General features: G+C 28.7%; 19 protein-coding genes and 4 tRNA genes. 16 read left to right on the top strand and 7 right to left on the bottom strand.

Going from position 1 to position 20,398, the window contains the following annotated elements:
- Window positions 1-65: 65 nt before the first annotated feature.
- From rplS to rnhB, 7 genes are all read right to left on the bottom strand, one after another.
- On the bottom strand, window positions 66-422 hold the full coding sequence (rplS, locus tag Q8852_RS00350) for a 50S ribosomal protein L19 (protein WP_305938035.1): 357 nt from the start codon (window positions 420-422) through the stop codon (window positions 66-68).
- Window positions 412-1,095 carry a tRNA (guanosine(37)-N1)-methyltransferase TrmD gene (gene trmD / locus Q8852_RS00355; protein ID WP_305938036.1) on the bottom strand — a complete coding sequence of 228 codons (684 nt, stop codon included), beginning with the start codon at window positions 1,093-1,095 and terminating at the stop codon, window positions 412-414. The genes rplS and trmD overlap by 11 nt, the downstream gene beginning before the upstream one ends.
- On the bottom strand, window positions 1,095-1,343 hold the full coding sequence (gene rpsP / locus Q8852_RS00360; protein ID WP_305938037.1) for a 30S ribosomal protein S16: 249 nt from the start codon (window positions 1,341-1,343) through the stop codon (window positions 1,095-1,097). The genes trmD and rpsP overlap by 1 nt, the downstream gene beginning before the upstream one ends.
- Before the next feature lie 149 nt (window positions 1,344-1,492).
- A complete protein-coding gene (locus tag Q8852_RS00365) occupies window positions 1,493-2,494 on the bottom strand; it encodes an energy-coupling factor transporter transmembrane component T family protein (RefSeq protein WP_305938038.1) in 1,002 nt (333 codons plus the stop codon).
- Entirely contained in the window at window positions 2,494-3,723 is a 1,230-nt protein-coding gene (locus Q8852_RS00370; RefSeq protein WP_305938039.1) for an ATP-binding cassette domain-containing protein, read from the bottom strand. Before Q8852_RS00370 ends, Q8852_RS00365 begins: the two co-directional genes overlap by 1 nt.
- A complete protein-coding gene (locus Q8852_RS00375; protein WP_305938040.1) occupies window positions 3,714-4,514 on the bottom strand; it encodes an energy-coupling factor transporter ATPase in 801 nt (266 codons plus the stop codon). Before Q8852_RS00375 ends, Q8852_RS00370 begins: the two co-directional genes overlap by 10 nt.
- A gap of 60 nt (window positions 4,515-4,574) precedes the next feature.
- Window positions 4,575-5,183, bottom strand: a complete 609-nt coding sequence (gene rnhB / locus Q8852_RS00380) for a ribonuclease HII (RefSeq protein WP_305938041.1) — start codon at window positions 5,181-5,183, stop codon at window positions 4,575-4,577.
- Window positions 5,184-5,224: 41 nt separating this feature from the next.
- On the opposite strand from rnhB, the gene Q8852_RS00385 reads away from it, so the two are divergent.
- The 16 genes from Q8852_RS00385 to Q8852_RS00460 all read left to right on the top strand — a co-directional run bounded on the left by Q8852_RS00385 (window position 5,225) and on the right by Q8852_RS00460 (window position 20,360).
- Complete coding sequence (locus Q8852_RS00385) at window positions 5,225-5,752, top strand: hypothetical protein (RefSeq protein WP_305938042.1); 528 nt, start codon at window positions 5,225-5,227, stop codon at window positions 5,750-5,752.
- Between the two features lie 151 nt (window positions 5,753-5,903).
- Complete coding sequence (locus Q8852_RS00390) at window positions 5,904-6,449, top strand: hypothetical protein (protein ID WP_305938043.1); 546 nt, start codon at window positions 5,904-5,906, stop codon at window positions 6,447-6,449.
- Window positions 6,450-6,698: 249 nt separating this feature from the next.
- Window positions 6,699-6,775, top strand: a tRNA-Arg gene (locus Q8852_RS00395).
- A gap of 145 nt (window positions 6,776-6,920) precedes the next feature.
- The gene (locus Q8852_RS00400; RefSeq protein WP_305938044.1) at window positions 6,921-8,741 is read left to right on the top strand and encodes an ABC transporter ATP-binding protein; all 1,821 of its coding nucleotides are present in this window, start codon (window positions 6,921-6,923) and stop codon (window positions 8,739-8,741) included.
- A gap of 12 nt (window positions 8,742-8,753) precedes the next feature.
- On the top strand, window positions 8,754-10,652 hold the full coding sequence (locus Q8852_RS00405; protein WP_305938045.1) for an ABC transporter ATP-binding protein: 1,899 nt from the start codon (window positions 8,754-8,756) through the stop codon (window positions 10,650-10,652).
- Window positions 10,653-10,759: 107 nt separating this feature from the next.
- Window positions 10,760-10,834, top strand: a tRNA-Cys gene (locus Q8852_RS00410).
- 5 nt (window positions 10,835-10,839) lie between these two features.
- A tRNA-Arg gene (locus Q8852_RS00415) sits at window positions 10,840-10,916 on the top strand.
- Window positions 10,917-11,002: 86 nt separating this feature from the next.
- Window positions 11,003-11,076, top strand: a tRNA-Gly gene (locus Q8852_RS00420).
- 101 nt (window positions 11,077-11,177) lie between these two features.
- The gene (locus Q8852_RS00425; RefSeq protein ID WP_305938046.1) at window positions 11,178-11,699 is read left to right on the top strand and encodes a Bsp6I family type II restriction endonuclease; all 522 of its coding nucleotides are present in this window, start codon (window positions 11,178-11,180) and stop codon (window positions 11,697-11,699) included.
- A complete protein-coding gene (locus Q8852_RS00430) occupies window positions 11,686-12,636 on the top strand; it encodes a DNA cytosine methyltransferase (protein WP_305938047.1) in 951 nt (316 codons plus the stop codon). Before Q8852_RS00425 ends, Q8852_RS00430 begins: the two co-directional genes overlap by 14 nt.
- A 14-nt stretch (window positions 12,637-12,650) precedes the next feature.
- Window positions 12,651-14,249, top strand: coding sequence for a hypothetical protein (locus tag Q8852_RS00435; RefSeq protein WP_305938048.1), 1,599 nt, complete (start codon window positions 12,651-12,653; stop codon window positions 14,247-14,249).
- The gene (gene thiI / locus Q8852_RS00440) at window positions 14,227-15,369 is read left to right on the top strand and encodes a tRNA uracil 4-sulfurtransferase ThiI (protein WP_305938049.1); all 1,143 of its coding nucleotides are present in this window, start codon (window positions 14,227-14,229) and stop codon (window positions 15,367-15,369) included. The genes Q8852_RS00435 and thiI overlap by 23 nt, the downstream gene beginning before the upstream one ends.
- Before the next feature lie 161 nt (window positions 15,370-15,530).
- The gene (mnmA, locus tag Q8852_RS00445; protein WP_305938050.1) at window positions 15,531-16,646 is read left to right on the top strand and encodes a tRNA 2-thiouridine(34) synthase MnmA; all 1,116 of its coding nucleotides are present in this window, start codon (window positions 15,531-15,533) and stop codon (window positions 16,644-16,646) included.
- A gap of 11 nt (window positions 16,647-16,657) precedes the next feature.
- Entirely contained in the window at window positions 16,658-19,282 is a 2,625-nt protein-coding gene (gene alaS / locus Q8852_RS00450) for an alanine--tRNA ligase (protein WP_305938051.1), read from the top strand.
- Window positions 19,270-19,707, top strand: a complete 438-nt coding sequence (gene ruvX, locus Q8852_RS00455) for a Holliday junction resolvase RuvX (RefSeq protein ID WP_305938052.1) — start codon at window positions 19,270-19,272, stop codon at window positions 19,705-19,707. Before alaS ends, ruvX begins: the two co-directional genes overlap by 13 nt.
- Entirely contained in the window at window positions 19,707-20,360 is a 654-nt protein-coding gene (locus tag Q8852_RS00460; protein WP_305938053.1) for a BC85_0335 family putative methyltransferase, read from the top strand. Before ruvX ends, Q8852_RS00460 begins: the two co-directional genes overlap by 1 nt.
- The last annotated feature ends 38 nt before the right edge of the window (window positions 20,361-20,398 follow it).

Raw genomic sequence — 20,398 nt, forward strand, 5'->3', positions numbered from 1 at the left:
TTTTAACATTTAATAATAAATTTAATAATAAAAGCAACCTTGCGGCTGCTTTGTGGGCAAATAGATTATTTATTTCTTTTGATTTCTTTAAGACGAGCTGATTTACCTTTACGGTCTCTCATGTAGAATAATCTTTTTCTACGAACTTTGTTTTGACGAACTACTTCAATGTGTGCGATTAAAGGTGAGTTTACTAAGAATGTTCTTTCAACTCCGATACCGTATGAATCTTTTCTAACTGTGAATGATTCTCTTGTACCTGATTCTTTTTTGCTGATTACTAAACCTTCAAAAATTTGGATACGTTCTTTTTCACCTTCACGGATACGTACGTGAACTTTAACGTTATCACCTGTTTTGAATTGTGGTAAGTCTGTACGTAATTGTGATTTTTCAACTAACTCTAATAATTTATTTCTCATTTTTAATCCTTTCGATAATGTCAGGTCTATTTTTGAGAGTTTTCTCTCATTGTGCCTGCTCTTTTCATTCTTTAATTTCCTTATGATTTCCATTGAATAATACTTCAGGAACTTTCATTCCTTTATACTCACGTGGGCGAGTGTATTGCGGATAATCTAATAATCCAATTCCTTGAAATGAATCATAAACATGTGATTCTTCTTTTATAACCCCAGGAAGCAAGCGAATAATACTATCAGCCATTACCATTGAAGGTAATTCACCACCTGTTAAAACATAATCACCAATCGAAAGCTCCATATCAACAAGCGATACAACACGTTCATCAAATCCTTCATATCTACCTGAGATAAAAGTAATTTGGTCATATTGTGAAAGTTCTTGAGCGATTTCTTGTGTAAAGGTCTTACCTTGTGGGGAAACTAATATTTTAAATCCACCACGGCTTGGTAAAGAATCTAGCGCTAAATCAATAGGTTCTACTTGTAACAATAAACCATGACCTCCACCATAAATTTCATCATCAACTTTACGATGCTTATCTTTACTGAAGTTTCTAAAATCTACTACAGAAAAATCAACTAATTCTTTTTCTTTAGCTCTTTTAACTATGCTTTCGTTTATAAAAGGTTCAAAGTAATTTGGAAATAATGTAAGAAAATTAATTTTCATTATTTTTTAAGTTCTGAAGTTAAATTGTGAGCTCTAAATAAGTTAGCTACTGTAACAGTTGGTTGTGCACCTTGTTTAATTCATTTTGAAGTTAATTCTTTATCTAAAACAAATTCTTTTGTTTTAGGGTTGTAGTGTCCTAAAGCTTCGATAAATTTTCCATCACGTGGAGCTCTTGAGTCAGCAGCAACGATTTTGTATACTGGTCTGAATTTGTCTCCCATTCTTTTTAATCTAATTTTAACCATTTGTCCTCCTTAAGTGTCAAGCACTACAGCTTGACAGCATTTTTTAATGTATATATTATATATGCAAAGAGATAATTTTTAATATTTTTTTAAGCCTTATTTTAAGATATAAAAGTTAAAACTAGCAAAATAAAAATCGCTTAAAGCGATTAAATTACTTTTGTTACTAAGTATCAAGTAGGTAAATATTGTGGATGAACCATATTACAAATAAAGAAGGCAAGCACTCCTAAAAGTAAGAATAGAATAACGAAATCAACTCAAGTTGGTTTAATTTTTCTATATTTAGTTCTTTTTGCATAAGGGTCGTATCCTCTAGTTTCCATTGAGTTAGATAAATCTTCAGCACGAGCAAATGAAGAAACAAAAAGCGGAATAATTAATGTGGTAAATGCATTGATTTTTTCTTTCATATTACCATGTTTAAAATCAACTCCACGTGAAGATTGCGCTTTCATAATTCTATTGGCTTCATCAATTAATGTAGGAATGAAACGAAGTGCAATAGAAATAATCATAGCGATAACGTGAGTAGGAATAAAGATTAATTTTAATGGTCATAAAATATCTTCAATTGATTTAGTAAGTAAAATAGGACGAGTAGTATTTGTTAATAATGCTGTGGTTAAAATCATGATATAGATTCTTAAAAATAAAGAGATTGTACGGTTAATTCCATCTAATGAAACTCCATATTTTACAGACATTTGCACATTAACAAATGGTGAATGAACCAGTCCTGTGTATACCGGCATTGTTTCAAGGTGTCTTGAAGAAATACCTCATGTTCAAAAGGTTTTATCCGGATCATACATACTAAGTAATCATGTTTTACCTAAGAAATTATTTGAATAGTACATTTTTTTAACATCTTCATAAACGGTTTGGTTTGTAATTGTATAGATGTTAACAAAGAAAATAATAAATGAAATAAAGAATGGAAGTCACATTAATTTAAATAATGGTCTTAGACGTTTATTTGTAATGATATAAATCACCATTAATGGTATTAATAGAATTAATAAATCAATAAAATATGAAACTAGAAACACCATTACAATATAAAGAATAACTGTTAATAACTTAATTCTAGGATCTAAATTATATAAAAATCCTTTTCCGGGTATATAACGACCAAAAACACTTTTCATTATTTACCTCCTAAATAAGAATTTAGGAAAGTAACTAAATCCTCTTCAGATAAAATTTTTGGAACAGGTATTCCTTTATTTCTAAGTTTATTAGCAAATGATAATAAATGTGGTGGCTGAAGATTATTTTCTTTTAAAAATTCAACATCATTTAATATTTCATAAGGTTCACCATCACGAACAATTTCGCCTTTTTTAAATAGAATAATTCTGTTTGCATACTTTAGAATATTATCTAAATCGTGAGTTACATTAATAATAGTTTTACCTTGTTGATTTAAATTCTTTAAGATTTCTAATATCTCATAAACACCAACAGGATCTAATCCAGCAGTAGGTTCATCAACTACTAAAAAATCTGGCTGCATAGCTAAAATACCTGCGATTGCAACACGACGTTTTTGTCCACCTGAAAGTTCAAAAGGACTACGTGATAGGTATTCTGGTCCAAGTCCAACAGTTTCAAGACATTCCTGAGCAATTTGATAAGCTTTTTCTTTAACCATACCAAAAGCCATAGGTCCAAAAGCTATATCTTCTTGAATTGTAGCCTTAAAAAGTTGATATTCAGCAAATTGGAACACTATCCCAACATGTTTACGTAATCTTTTAGGATCTTTAGCAAAAAGGTCTCTTTTACCTTGCTTAGTGAAAATAATGCGATCTTGGATATATTTTAGTCTTTGGATAGCTTTTCCTTCTTCACTTTGTGACATGTAATTGTGTTTGAATAAGTGTAATTCTCTAGTTAAAGCATATTTAAATTGCAATTTATTTTCGTATGAGTCTTTATTCATAGCAATAAAGTTTTCTCTAAAATCATTTAATGCAATTTTTAAATCATGATTAAGTTTGTTTTGTAATTTTTTAATTTCTTTTTTGCTAGCTTTTAGCTGTTGCTTAATTTGGTGTTTTTTAATTTTTAATTCAGACTTATATTCCTTGGAATTAGCGGGATAAGTTTCTAATAGTTCTTTTTTAGCTTGTGAAAGTAATAATTTTTTACTTATATTTACATCATCATAAAAATCTCAAGTGATTTCACCTTTAGAAGGAGATAAAAGTTGATTTAAATGTTCAATAAAAGTTGTTTTACCTGAACCAGTTGAACCAATGATTCCGATGTATTCACCATCGTTAATTTCACAATTAACATTATTTAAAGCGGTGAATTCTCAAGGAGATTTAGGATTAAAAGTATGTGATAAATCTTTAATTTTTATTTGCATAATTCTTTAATCAACTCCTTTTCATCATATGTTGGTTCAATTCCATTTATTTTTTCACTAATGCGGTGAATAAAAGGAGACTCAATTTTAGCTATTTCAATAATTTCTTTATTTTTTAAGATATCTTTCGGTGACCCTGCTGCAATAAGTTCTCCACCCGCAAAAACTAAACATTTATCAGCTAAAATAGCTTCATCCATATCGTGAGTAATAGAAATTAAAGTCTTAGATTTTGAGTTTTGAATTTCTTTAATTATTTCAAGTACACTAGCTTTACCTTTTGGATCAAGCATAGAAGTTACTTCGTCGAAGATAACAACATCAGGGTTTAAAGAAAGTACTGAAGCAATAGCTACACGTTGTTTTTGACCACCTGAAAGAGATTCTGGTTCTCTTTCTAAATAATCTAACATATCTACTTTTTGAGCATACTTCTTAATTAATGGTCCCATTTCATCGTGTGGAATACAACGGTTTTCAAGACCAAAAGCAATATCATCTTCAACAGACGAACCAACAAATTGGTTATCTGGGTTTTGGAAAATGATTCCGATCTTTTTTCTAATTTGAGCTAAATTTTCCTTACTATAAATGATTCCATCAATACTTAAAGAGCCTTCCTGTGGCTTTAAAAGTGCAACAAGCACTTTTGAAAGAGTACTTTTTCCTGAACCATTATGTCCTAATATAGCTACATATTGACCTTTTTCAATTGTAAATGAAACATTTTTTAAGGCTGGATTTATATCGTTTTCACGATATCTAAATGTAATATTATCAACTTTTATCATATGATAAATTTTAATAAAAAATATTATTTATAATAATATTTATTTTAAAAACACAACTTTTTATTTGGTTTGATTTTTCGTAAGCAAATTTTTAACTGGTTTATATTTAATCCGGTGAATTGGTGTTACACCTAATTTTTGTAATGCTTCTAAATGTTTTTTTGTTCCATATCCTTTGTTATTTTTTAAATCATACCCAGGATAAATATCATCATATTGAACTAACATTCTATCTCTTGTAACTTTAGCTAAAATACTTGCAGCCGCTACACATAGGGCTAAATTATCGCCTTTAACTAAATTTATTTGTTCAATATCAGTATTAATTTTTTCATAATCTGTAATAACTAAATCAGGTTTTAGTTTTAGGTTTTCCAAAGCAACTTGCATTCCGATTTTTGATTGTTCTTTAGGATTTGAATTATTAATTTGATCTAACGTTCTAATCACAATACTATAATCTAATGCATTGTTAATAATTTCTTCATATAATTCTTCACGGACTTTTTCACTAAGTAATTTAGAGTCTTTAATTCTATCGTTTTGATAATGCGGTGGAAAAATAACACAAGTAACTACTAATTCACCTGCGAGACATCCTCTTCCAACTTCATCTAATCCTGCGATTAAAGGATATTTATCCCAATATTTCTTTTCAAAATCTAACATATCAAAAATTATAGTCTATAATTGAAATATTGGAGGAATTTATGGGATCAGTAGTTAAAGCACATTGCCCTGATTGTGATTATACTTACACATATGTTTTTGGCTTAGTGCAAGATTTAATGCCTTTTCAAATGTTTCTAAATTTATATGCTAAAAAGCAAAAAGATTTATTCAACAAAGAAATATTTAAAGAAGTAATGTATGAAGAATTAGAAACAGATTTAATGTTCATGCTTAAAGAAAAAAATGAACAAGAACAAATACTAGAAAAGAATTTTGAAAATATTAATAATTTCTTCTCAGCTGAAGAAAAACAAATTATCAAATCAAATATAGTTATGGGTGGAGAATTAGAATCATATCCAGTTTTCAGAATGGACCAAGCCCCTGAAAAACGTGAAATTTTCAATATTCCACTGGTAAAAATTCTTATTATGGGTTCAGAACCTTATAATAGAAAATATAACCCAGCAGTATATTATGTTCAATTTAGTGAAGATCATAGTAGACTTACATGCCCTAGACACGGTGATAAAAGAGCTGAATTTGTGTCTGAAGAACAATATTAATAGGTAAGGCTATTTTTATTACATGAGTTAGTTTAAATTAATGATACGTTAACCTGTACCACCAGCAGTTAACGTATTTTTTATAGCTCTGCTGCAGATGCGAATAAAATACTGTGCAAATAGTGGTAGAATTAAAAAGATAGGAGAATTTATGGTAAAACATTTTAAAAGATTAAAAGCAGATTTCAGACAATACTTATTAATAGCATTTGTTAGTGAAATTGTATTTGCTGTGGTTTATATTTTAACAGCAATAATTAATGCTGCTGTAGTAGTAAATGCTAATTTACCATCAGGACATGCATTTACACACTTCTCTGAATTTCCGATAGGAGCTGCAGCTGTATTAATTATTCTATACATCGTTGTTATAGTAGCAGTTATTTTAGCTTTAGTGTTCGGAATTAAGGCTGCTATAGCTGCAAACCATTTATCTAAACATTTTGCACAATTTTCATTCCATGTTGCATCTAAATCAAATGTTACTCAACCACAACTAATTAAGATTTCAAATACAATTTCTGAATTACAAAAGTTATTTGTACTAACCTTATTAAGTTTATTCCTTGGATTTATTCTTACTGCAGTAGTTGTTGGTACATATCAAAAAATATTAGTGAGAGCAGAATTATTAATGGTTGAATTAGAAGTTGTAGAAAATCCAGAACAACCAGAATTACTCTCTGAACAAAAGTAAGTCATACTTACTTTTTTTATTTTGTTTTAAAAATTTTTTTCAAACAAATAATTCATTATTTTTCCTGGATTAGTTATTTTATGAACTTAATATAAAAGATATTTATTCCTATATCATAGTCTCAAAAGTGCATAAATTCATATCTGATAAAGCTAATATTGAACTATCAAAACTCTTTATAAAAAAATCCTAAAATTAAGCGGTAAAAATTTCATTTTTTAAAAAAGAGTGCTAAAATATATTTAGCGTGGTCGCGTAGCTCAGCTGGATAGAGCACGAGCCTTCTAAGCTTGTGGTCGGAGGTTCGAATCCTCTCGTGATCGCCATTTTTTTATACCCTTTTTAGACTTTTTAGGATTCCAAAAGTTATTTTTTAAGCCTTGATTATGCAACTAAAGGCTCGGTAACATTTTTTATAAAAATGTTATACTTTTTAATATCTAATTTAGAAATATAAAAAGGAGGTGTAAGATGCTAAAAATGTTCAAGATTTTGCCTGGTAAAATCAAAGCACAATTCGGTATTGGAATACTAATTGTTATCATCAATGTTGCTTTAACAATGATGCTTCCAATTTTACTTTCTCAATTCCTTCCATTGTTAATTAATGATACAAATGGACAAGATGTTAAGTTAGAATTATTTAGTTGAACAGTTATGACTGGAACATGAAATGAAGTCTTTACCACACTGATGGTTTCCTTCATTCTAACTTTATTTTTTGCTGCTACTACATCATTTGGATATGTTTTGATTATCATTTGAGCAGGTGAAAAAGCATCTAACTTTTATAGAAATTCTTTATTTAAAAAATATCAAAAGCTTAGTTTAAAAGATATTGCGCAATTAACTAATGAGAGTTTAATTACACGGATCAATGATGACGTTGCAGTCTTTTGAGATTTCTTAATCGGAGCTTCAATTTCACTTATTAAAGCCCCATTATACATTGTTGTTGGTTTAGTGTTTGCCTTCATGACTGATGTTCCATTAACATTCTCAATTATTGCTGTTATTCCACTTTTAATTGTGGTTATAGCTTATATGTTTATTAAAGTTAACCCATTAATTAAAAAGAACAGAAAAAACCTTGATTGAATTACTAAAGAAGTTGACGAATCAATTAATGGTGCAAGATTTATTAAAGCTAATAATTTACAACACAAACAATATGCAAAATTTAATAAAGCTAATACAACATGACTAGGAACTGAAAAAAGCATTTATAAATACTTTTCAATCGGTATGCCTGCGTTCTTTGTTATTATCAATGCAATCATAGTTATTATTTATGCAATTGGTAAAACACAACTTGTAGCTTTAGCTGGTGATGGAAAAATTGCAAGTGATGGAGCACAATTAATTGCAAAACTTAATGTGTTTATTGAATATGAAGTTTTAATTGCGCAAGGTGTAATTATGTTCTCTCAATTCCTTGGATCATTTTTCAGAGCCAAAATTTCAGCAGGGAGAATTGTTGAAGTACTTGATAAAGAATATGACGATTTACATGTAGCTGGTGGACTTATGATTTCACAAAATCCTAAAGCGACTTCAAAAGATTATTCAATTGAATTTAAAAATGTAAATTACAAATACTTTGAAACTTCACAAGATTACTCAATTCAAGACATTAATTTCAGAATTGAAGGTGGTCAAACACTTGGGATTATTGGACCAACTGGTTCTGGAAAAAGTACGATTGCTAACTTAATTGTAAATAATATGAAATATACTGAAGGTAATGTACTTATTAATGGAAAAGAAGTTAGAGACATTAATACAACAGATTTACACCAAAACGTTGGTATAGTTTACCAAGAAGCATTATTATATTCAGGAACAGTTCTTTCTAATTTAACTTTTGGAAAAGAAGATGCAACACAAGAACAAATTGATCGTGCTTTAAAAGCATCATGTTCAAATAATTTTATTATGACTTTCCCAGACAGATTACAACATGCTGTAGTCCAAAGAGGTAAAAACTTAAGTGGTGGTCAAAAACAACGTTTATCAATTGCTCGTAGTTTAATTATTGATCCTAAAATCTTAATTTTAGATGATTCAACTTCGGCACTTGATAATATCACAACCAAAGCTTTAATTAAAAACATTAAAGAAGATTATGACTGTACTACAGTTATAATCTCTCAAAAAATTAATTCAATTAAACATGCGGATAAAATCCTAGTTATGGATAAAGGTAAGATTATAGCTCAAGGAAAACATGAAGAGCTACTTGTTACATGTCCATGATATAGAGATATTAATGCAAATCAATTAGAACAATAGAAAGGAGTTAGTATGGATAATATGTACGAAAGTCGTGAAATAAGTAAAGAACTTAATAAATACAAAAAAATTAAGACCGATGTTAATGTATATCAAACATTCAAAACACTTCTTTCTTATATTACAAAAGACAAAAAATCACTAACTATCGCATTAATCTTTAGTTTTGTTAACTCAGTTTGCTACATTGTTGGAAGCTTTATGATAGGGCTAATTGTTCAATTATTCTTCTCACCATATGTAACAAAAGATCCATCTACTGGTCAAATGATGCAAGATATTAATAACTTTAACAATACAACATTTGTTCTTGCATTAGTTGGACTTGCTTTATCATTTATCTTCTATGGAATTTTTAGATACATGGAGCAAAGGGTTTACATTAAATTATGTTTTAACGCTGGAGCTAGATTACGTGGAGAATTAATGGAAAAATTATTCCGTTCTCCAATTAGTTTCTATGATAAAAATAAGACCGGTAACTTAATTTCAACTTTAGTAGTTGATATTAACAACGTAGCTAACTCATTATTCCAAATGATGGTACAAGCTGCAACAAGTACTTTTAACATTCTTATTTCAATCGTTGTAATGTTTCTAGCATCCTCAATGCTTACACTAATAGTGATTCCTATTTCACTTATTATGTTTGGTCTTGTGCTTTTATTAATTAAGAAATCACAACCATATTTCATTAATGTACAAAATGCCTTTGGTGCATTAAATGCCTTTGTTGAAGAAATGCTTGTAAACACAAAGGTTACAAACTCATTTGATAGACAAGATTACATTTACTCACAACTTGAAGTTATTACACGTAACATTCGTAATTCAGCTTATAAAGGGGATGTAATTGCTAAATCATTTGATACTTTATATGGATTAATTTCAAACTTAATTATTCTAGCTATTTCAGCTATTGGTGCAGTATTTTACTTAAATAATATTAATATTTGAAGCGCCTTTGGATTTATGACAAATCCTGATGGTTCACCTACTGCTGGATTAATTATGTTATACATTATGCTTAATTGAAATTTCATGGGTCCATTCCAAAGTATTTTAGCAAGTACTTTTAATGCTCAAGTTGGGGTTGCTTCAACTTCACGTATCTTTAAATTATTACAAGTACAAGTTCCAAGTAGAGAACATGAAGTAATTAAAATTGAAAAAATTGAAGGTAAAGTCGAATTTAGAGATGTCTACTTTAAATACAATCCTAAAGCTTTAGAATACCAACTTAAAGCTGCAACATTTACAGCTCAACCTGGACAAAAGATTGCTATCGTAGGACCTACAGGAGCTGGTAAAACAACTATTATCAGTTTACTTTCAAAATATTATGACTATGAAAAAGGTTCAATTAAACTTGATGGTAATGAACTTAAAAACATTGATACAGTTTCGTTAAGAGATAATATGACTATTGTTTTACAAGACTCATTCTTATTTAATGAATCAATTTTAGATAATTTAAAAATGACTAATCCAAATGCTACATTTGAAGAAGTGCAAGAAGCTGCAAAATTAACTCATGCGCATCACTTTATAATGAACATGGCTAACGGATATGATACTTTAATTGAAAATAATGGAGCTAACCTTTCACAAGGTCAAAAACAACTTTTATCACTTACTAGAGCTATTTTAAGTAATAAAAACTTATTAATCCTTGATGAAGCTACTTCAAATATTGACTCAAGTACGGAACAAATAGTGCAACAAGCAATGCTTAAATTAATGGAAAATAAAACAACATTTGTTATCGCACATAGATTAAGCACAATTAAAAATGCTGATGTAATTATAGTGGTTGATAATGGATTAATTATTGAACAAGGTAACCACCAAAGCTTGCTTGAAAAACAAGGTTTCTACTACAATTTATACACTTCACAATTTGATAAATAATTATAATAGTCACGCCTGTGGCTATTTTTTTAACTTGCACATAGGGATAAAAAAATAAAAAAAGATATAGCAAAAAACCAAAATTGTATTATAATAATTAAGCACAAGGCACCATAGCCAAATGGCCAAGGCATGAGTCTGCAAAACTTTGATTACGGGTTCGAATCCCGTTGGTGCCTCCATTAATGCGCCCGTAGCTCAACTGGACAGAGTGTTAGGTTACGGCCCTAAAGGTTGCGGGTTCGACTCCTGCCGGGCGCGCCAAAAGATGCTTTGCTTTGTGCAAAAAAATTAAAAATTTGTTGTTAAGATTTGTTATCTGTGATATAATAATAACGCAAATAACAACTGCGAGTGTAGTTTAATGGTAGAACTTCAACCTTCCAAGCTGACTGTGAGGGTTCGATTCCCTTCACTCGCTCCATTTCACTTTTGTGACCGAAGCTCCATTTGGAGTTTTTTTATTACTTTTACACAAAATAATGTAATATTTAATTACATAGTAATTAAATAAGGGAATGAAATATGAAAAAACAATTTAAGAACAAAGATAATAATTATGTATTTGATTTATATTGAAAATGATCAGAATATAACAAGCAACTAAAAGAACACTATTCTAGAGGTGCTAATTTACATGAAGCTATTACTGAAATTATATGCTCATATGTAAATGACTATGATTGAAAAGATCCTAATAAAGGTAGCGCTGATGCAATATCAAAAAATGGTACAAAAATCCAAGTTAAAGCAACGAGCGTATTTGATAATGATCTCACATCATTTGGACCGAGGTCAGAATTTGATATTTTGGAATTCATGAGACTTGATCAAACAACGGATATATTTTACTTTTATAGAATTCCTATTGAATTTTTACAAGAAGTATATGTAAATAACGAAGAAACATTTTACGAAAAACAATTAACAGGTCAAAGACCTAGATTTTCAATTGTTAATAAATTAATTATTCCCCACAATTTAAAACCGTATGCAACATTAAATATGAGAACAGGAGAGCTAGAAATTTATGATGAAAAGAAATAATAAAATAGGTAGTTTTTTTGCTGGGGTAGGTGGAATTGATTTAGGTTTTTCTGAATTAGGTACAACTGTATATGCTAATGAATATAACCCAATACCAGCTATTACTTTTGAAAAGAATTTTAATTTAAAAGTAGATGTAAAAGACATTAAAGATGTTGATGCTAATACAATACCGGACTTCAATATACTTATTGCGGGATTTCCATGTCAAGCTTTCTCAATAGCAGGTTATAGACAAGGTTTTAACGACGAAAAAGGACGTGGTAATTTATTTTTTGATTTAGCGAGAATTATAGAAGTTAAAAATCCTGAAGTTATTTTTTTAGAAAATGTAAAAAATTTAAAATCTCATGACAAAGGAAAAACACTTAAAGTGATTTTAGAAACATTATCTAATTTAGGATATTGTGTTAAATATGATGTTTTAAATACATCTAAATTCGGTAATATTCCTCAAAATAGAGAAAGAATATACATAGTAGGGTTTAAAGATAAGAATAAATGTGATTCATTTAATTTCCCAAAAGAAATAAAATTAACAACTTCATTAAATGATGTTGTAGATTTTGAAACGCAAAAAGAACAACAATATTATTATGATTCTCGTTTCAAAAATTTTGAATTAATTGAAAGTGAAATTAAAAGTAAAGAGACAATATATCAATGAAGAAGAAAGTATGTAAGAGAAAACAAAAATAATTTATGTCCTACATTAACTGCTAATATGGGTACCGGGGGTCACAATGTACCTTTAATTTTAACCGATAAAGGTATAAGAAAACTTACACCTAGAGAATGCTTTAATCTTCAAGGGTTTCCTTCTGATTTTCAATTACCTTCTGATGTATCTAACAGTAATTTATACAAGCAAGCCGGAAACTCTGTTTCAGTTACTGTTGTAAAAAGAATAGCAGATGAAATTAAAAAAGTTTTATAGTATAGGATCTTTATATGCAATCTAGCACTGTATTAGTTTTGTTTATTATATTTATGGTTATTGCAGTATTTTTAATACTGCTACTTTCAATTATTCTAATTCGTAACTTATATTTTAAACGTTCAAATCAATATGCAGATGATTTAAGAATAAGATTACAAAGGGAAGCTACCAGCAACAAGGATGCAATTCAAAAGTGTCAAATATTAGCTAAAAATGATCATAAGTTTGTAAAGATTTGTGACGATTTAAAAACTACTAATGCTTTAATTGTGCAACAAAAGGATGAAATCATTGATGGTATTTTTAAATTAAAAAGCATAATAAATGAAAAGAAATGAAAACAAACTATCCAAAGCAGAAAAGGTTTAAGACAACAAGAAACAAAATATAATGCTCAAAATCAAAAGTTTCAAGATATCTCTAAAGAATTTGAAATCTCTTGAAAAGTGATTGATGATGTGTTTACTAATTATCTAGAAATTGTTGATTCTTTTAAAGATGTATTAACTAAAAACAAAAATATTACACCTAATTTAAATGCTTCATTAACTAATAAAGTGCAATTATTGGCTAAAAAATTAAATGATTTAGATAATCAAAAATATCGTGGACAATTCTCGCAAGCTGATAAGAAAATTGAAGAATTACGTAAACGTTTAAATGAGTTATATAACTTAATGATAGGTGCGAACAGAATAGAATATTATTTATTTGATAATTTACCTAAACAAATTCAAGCTAGCTTAAAACAAGAAAAAGATGCAAAAATAAAACCATTGTATCAAAAGTTAGCTGAACAAACTCAAAAATTAATTGATAATTGAGAAAGTTTAGATTCAGCAACAATTGAATTAAATATTAAAAAGCTTTATAAAGATTACTTTACAATTTTTAACACTTTATTACTAAATGAAAAATTAATTACCTTTAACAAAAAAGTCAAAAGTGATTTAATTTTAATTTATAAAGAAAGAACAGCTCTTTATAATAAGGTTTCACAACAAACTAGCAAGTTAAATAAATCTTATAATACATTGCAAAATAAATATAATGCTATGGCTAACAGTAAGCTTCCGGATTTTATTCAAAATGTTAAAGAATTTTTATCTTGCGCAAAAGAGTTTGATATTAATTATAACAATGTAAAATTAGCTTTATATCAAGCAGATAATGATAAAAAACAAAAGGAAGTTGATTTATTAAATTCAATTGAAGTATATTTTAGTGTTATTCAAAACGATATGCTTCCACAAGATGAAAATATTACAAAAGTTCAACAAGAAACTACTCAACAATTTGAAACTAATATAAAGAAGTATAAATCATGAAATAAACATGCATTAGTTTGAGATTCATATATTCATAATTTAGCTGTTTTAACCAAGCAGGTAGCTTTAAATGAAAAATACCGTGAATTTTATAATGCAATGTGTCTTGAAATAGCAAGTAATGAAAAATTCTTACTCACAAATGAAAAACTCAATGCTTATAAAGAGTTAATAGATCAAATTCGGATTCAAATCCAACAAAATAATAATTATCAACAAGCTTATAATTCATTAAAAAAATTTTTAATTAAGGAGAAATATGTACAGCAAAATTCTAATTAGATATGGAGAATTAGTTCTTAAGAAAAAGAATAGAAAAACATTTATTAATACACTAGCAAACAACATTAAACATATTGTGGGAGAAGCTCCAGAAGTTGAATTTGATAGAATGTATTTATCTTATTCACAGCATAATATGGATAAATTAAACTATGTTTTTGGGATTAGTTCATTCTCACCTGTAGCAGTGGTTGAAAATGATATTGAAGTGTTTAAAAACACTGCTTTAAAATTAATTGATCCAAATACTAAAACATTTAAAATAGCAGCTAGAAGAAACTACAAAAAATTTGAATATTCATCAGCTGAAATTAACAATATTTTAGGTGGTCAAATCCTTAAAAGTACTAACTTAAAAGTTGATGTTCACAACCCAGATCAAGTTTTCTATGTTGAAGTTAGAAACGGTAGAACTTACATGTTTTCTCAATACTATGAAGGACTTGGAGGGCTTCCTGTAGGTGTTTCTGGAAAAGTTATGCATTTAATTTCAGGCGGATTTGATTCACCAATTGCTGCTTTTAAAATGATGAAACGTGGTATTAAAGTAGATTTTTTAACTTTTATTACACCACCTCAAACAGATGAAAGAACAATTGAAAAAATTACTAATTTAGTTAAAGTATTAAACCAATATCAAGTAACTTCAAACCTTTTAATAGCTAATTATGCTAATTTAATGAACTACATTTCTTTTGTGTCTAAAGAATCATACAAAATCACCTTAATGCGTAGAAGTTTTTATAGAATTGCTGAATCTTTATGTAATAAATACGGACAATTAGCAATTTCTAATGGGGATAATTTAGGACAAGTTGCATCACAAACTTTAGAGTCATTATCTACAATTGGAAATGCTACTAATATGCAAATTTTACGTCCATTGCTTACTTATGATAAAAATGAAATTATTGATATTGCTAAGAAAATTGGTACATATGATATTTCTATAATTCAAGCAAATGAAACTTGTGAATTATTTGCACCAAAAGAACCTGTAACTAAGCCAAATGTAGCTGAAGCTGTAAAATTAGAGCAAGAATTAAATAGAATTTTTGAACTTGAAGAAGATTTAATTAACAATAAAGTTGAAATTGTAAAAATTAAATTAAATAATTAAAAATGTTTTATATATCATGCTTTTTGTGGCGTGATATATTTTTATGCCTTAATGCAAGGAATAAAAAAATAATTGAAATACATTTATATAACTGTGTAAAAAAACATATTGTTATAAAATTTATATATAAATTTAATAACAAAGATTTACAAGGAGGGAATATGGCTAAAAGAGTTGTAATTGGTATGTCTGGAGGAGTTGATTCTTCAGTTGCTGCTTACTTACTAAAACAACAAGGTTATGAAGTTGTTGGGCTTTTTATGCGTAATTGAGACAGTATTGTGAATAATGATATTTTGGGAAATGCGGATATTTCTCAAGATATTTGTCCACAAGAGCAAGATTACCAAGACGCTAAAGCTGTTGCGCAAGCACTTAATATTCCTTTACACCGTGTAGACTTTGTTAAGGAATATTGAGACAATGTATTCCAAAACTTTATTGATGAATATAAAAAAGGTAGAACACCTAATCCAGATATTTTATGCAACAAGTACATTAAATTTAATGCTTTTGCAAACTATGCTTTTAACGAATTAAAAGCTGATTATATTGCGATGGGGCATTATGCAGATGTGCAAGATGGTAACTTATATCGGGCCGCAGATCAAGAAAAAGATCAAACTTATTTCTTAGCGCAACTTTCACATCAACAATTAGAAAAAGTTATTATGCCGCTAGCAAAATTAACTAAACCAGAAATTAGAGAAATTGCTAAGAAATTAAATTTAGTAACTGCTACTAAAAAAGATTCAACCGGAATTTGTTTTATTGGGGAAAGAAATTTTGGGCAATTCTTACAAAACTATATCCCTGCACAAGAAGGTGATACTATTGATATTACTACTGGTAAAAAAGTCGGAAGACATGTAGGGTGCTTCTATTACACAATCGGACAAAGAAAAGGGCTTAACTTAGGTGGAATGAGTGAACCATATTATGTTTGTGGTCATGATGTACAAAAAAACATTTTATATGTAGCACCTAATTCAAGACCAGAATATTTAATATCAAATAATTTAATTGCAAGTGATTTAACTTTAAATAACCAAGATTTTGATATTAATAATTTATCAGCTAAATTTAGATATAGACAAAAAGATATTAAAGTTAATGTTGAATTTTTAGATGATAGAAAAATTAGAGTATTTTATCCAGAAGGTTCTTCTGCAGTAACCCCTGGACAACAAGTTGTTTTATATGATGGTGATAAATGTATTGGTGGAGCTATCATAGATGAAATTTATATGGATGATGTTAAAAAAGATTACATTTAAAAGAGGTTAATATGAATTCAAAAGAAATTAGAGAAAAATGATTAAAGTTTTTTGAGTCTAAAGGACACTTTATTGTACCTTCAAAAAGTTTAGTGCCTCATAATGACCCATCACTTTTATGAATTAATAGTGGAGTCGCTACTTTAAAAGATTATTTTTCAGGTAAAAAAATAGCACCTGCTAAAAGACTTACAAACTCACAAAAAGCAATTAGAACTAATGACATTGATAATGTAGGTATTACAGCAAGACACCATACGTTTTTTGAAATGCTTGGAAACTTTTCAATTGGGGATTACTTTAAAAAAGAAGCAATTGATTTTGCTAGTGAATTCTTACTTGATGTTTTAAAACTTGATAAAGAAAAATTATATTTCACTTATTACTATGAAGACTTAGAAACTAAGCAATATTGAATGTCTCATGGTTTTGCTGAAGATCACATGATACCAGGAAGCAAAGACACTAACTTTTGAGAAGTTGGATCAGGGCCTTGTGGACCTAACACAGAAATTTTCTTTGACCGTGGTGAAAAATATGATTCAAGAGGAATTGAACTTTTAAAAGAAGATTTAGAAAACGACCGTTACATTGAAATTTGAAACATTGTGTTTTCGACTTATAACTCAAATGGAGAAGGTGAATATACTGAACTAAAACAAAAAAATATCGATACTGGAGCTGGTCTTGAAAGAATCGTATCAATTATGCAAGACGCTCCAACTAACTTTGATACAGACTTATTCTTACCAATTATTCATGAAATTGAAAAATATACAGACTTTAGATATGATGTAAATAATTACTTTACTAAAGAACCTGAACAAATGTTTATTAACTCATGTTTTAAAGTTATTGCTGATCATATGCGTACTGTAACAAACGCAGTTGCTGATGGTGCTAAACCTTCAAATGTTGGTAGAGGATACATTCTAAGAAGACTTATCAGAAGAAGTGTTTATAAAGCAATGCAACTTAAAATTTATGAACCATTTTTATACAAATTAGTTCAAGTAGTTAAAGATAGCTTACCATTTGAATATGATGTTGAACCTATTATGCAAATTATTAAAGATGAGGAACTTACATTCTCTCGTACTATTGAAAATGGTAAAAACTTACTTAATAATTATTTAACAGATGATATTGTAATTTTCCCGGGTGATGTTGCTTTTAAATTATTTGAAACTTATGGATTCCCAATTGAATTAACTGCTGAAATCTTAGATCAAAAGAATATTAAAATTGATTACGAAGGTTATGAAACTGCAAAAGCACAACATGCAGATGCTTCAAGAAATACTAAACTTTCAGGTATGGATAAAGTTATCAACTCACTTACAATCCTTAAAAACAAAGTTGATAAATTTGTTGGATATGAAACAACACACAATAGTAGTGAAATTTTATATTTATTAGATACTGAAAAAGAAATTCCTTCAGCAAATGGAATTGCTTATGTTGTTTTAAAAGAAACTCCATTTTATGCAACTAGCGGTGGACAAAAACATGACCGTGGTTACATGAAGCAAGGAAATGAAAAAATCTTAATCCTTGATGTCTTTAAAGATAAATTTGGAAACCACATTCATAAAGTTGAAGGTAAAATTCAAAAAGATTTACCAGTTGAAAACTTTGTCGATGAAACAATTCGTTTAGGACTTGAAAGAAACCACTCAGGAACACACTTAATGTTCTGTGCGCTTAGAAATGTACTTGGACCGCACATTAAACAACTTGGTTCAGATAACAATGAAGAACGTTTAACCTTTGATTTACCAGCTGATAAAAAACCTACTGAAGAAGAGATTAAAGCAGTAGAACAACTTGTCCGTAGTTATATTGCAAAGGACGCACACAGAGATTATTTAAACATGACTACAGAGCAAGCTAAAGCTATGGGTGCAATTATGACGCTTGAAGAATCTGAATACATGAATCCACAAGATGTTAGAATTGTTAAATTTGATGGTATTACTGCTGACCTTTGTGGTGGAACTCACCTTTCAAATACAGCAAAACTTGAAAACTTCAAAATTACTAATGTTGATAAAAAAGCTGCAGGAGTTTATAGAATTAGAGCTATTTCATCAAATGCTTTAGTTAATGAATATTTAGAAGCTGAAGTTGATAAATTAATTGTTGAAGTTGACAAAATGCTTGAAAAGAACGTTAAATTAAATCCTAACTATACTTATGAACTTAACATTCCAGAAGATAAAGAAGCAGCAATTGATTACTTAAATGCTACAATGGAAACCTTAAGAGAAGACAATAAGCAAATTCAAAAAACACTTGCAAATAGCTTTGAATTTGATTATGATAACATTCAAACTCTAGATATTAATGGACACAAAGTATATTTAAACCAAAGTATTAATAAAGCTAACATTAAAACTGTAGCTTCAACTTTAAGAGAAAAATATCCAGAACTTTTAATCATATTAACTTCTGAAGAAACTACTCCAATGCTTGTGGTGGCTTCTAAAACTTATAATTCAAATGCTGTTGCTCAACAATTATTTAAACAATTAGAAGGAAGAGGTGGAGGAAATGCTATTTTATCTATGGGAAAAGTAGCTAATAGCAATAATCTTTTAGTCTTCTTAGAAAAAGATTTAAAATGAGAAAATTAGGACTTGATTTAGGGACTAGAAGTTGTGGTTTTGCAATCACGGATGAAAGTGAAATTATTGCAAGTGCTCTTGAAAACTTCATGTTTGCAGAAAATGACTTTGATGCTGCATTAGATAGAGTTGAATACTATTTAAGGGAATATAAAAACAAAATAGATGGAATAGTACTTGGATATCCGCTTAAAATTAGTGGTGATAAAAGTGAACGTACCTATATGGTAGAGGAATTCAAAGAAAAATTAATTAAGAGATTTAATCTACCTGTGCTATTAGTTAATGAACAATATTCAACTAAAAGAGCACAAGTAGCAATGATGCAAGCAGGATTAACTCAGCAAAAAAGAAAAGCACATAAAGACAAATTAGCCGCTTTAATCATTCTGCAAGATTATTTAGATTATTATCAAAACAAGTGAGGTAAATAATGAGTGAAGCAACAAGATTAGCCTTAATTATTTCAGCAGTAGTTATCTTTATTCTTGGAATGGGATCATATATTGCTTTAAATATTATTGGTAAAAAAATGCGGCAAAAAATGCTTAAGAAATCACAAGAAGAAGCAATGATTCAAATTCAAGCTTTACGTAATGATATTGGTGAATTACCATTTCAAATGAAAGATTACTTAAAATCAAAAGCTAACGATATAGATGTGGAAGGAATCATTAATACAGTGTTTAGAAACGATTATAAGAATGTTATGATTGTTTCACATAATGATTTATTCCCCAATGTAGCAGTTGCGCAAAAAACTAAAGCACAAAATTATGTTTATGCTAAAGAAACTAAATTGGAAAAACTTGAGGATTTAAAACGTCAATTTCCTGAAGAGTTTCCTAAAAATATTCAACTACATGTTGATGAACCATTAGATTTACTTGTAATTATGAATGCACAAGGTGATATTAATGATATTTATGATGATTTATCTAAAAAGGTTCATAATGGTATGATTTTAGTATCATATGATAATCCAAGAGGCGAAATAAAAAGACTTATTTCATATCTTAAATTAATGAATCTAACACATGAAATTTCATATATAAGTTCTAAATATCTTTTTATTGTGAAAAAGTAAATTAAGGTAAAATATATATAACAATTAAAGAAAGAGGT

Origin of the sequence: Mycoplasma seminis (genome assembly GCF_030718845.1) — a bacterium.
GTDB classification, from domain to species: Bacteria; Bacillota_I; Bacilli_A; order Mycoplasmatales; family Metamycoplasmataceae; genus Mycoplasmopsis; species Mycoplasmopsis seminis.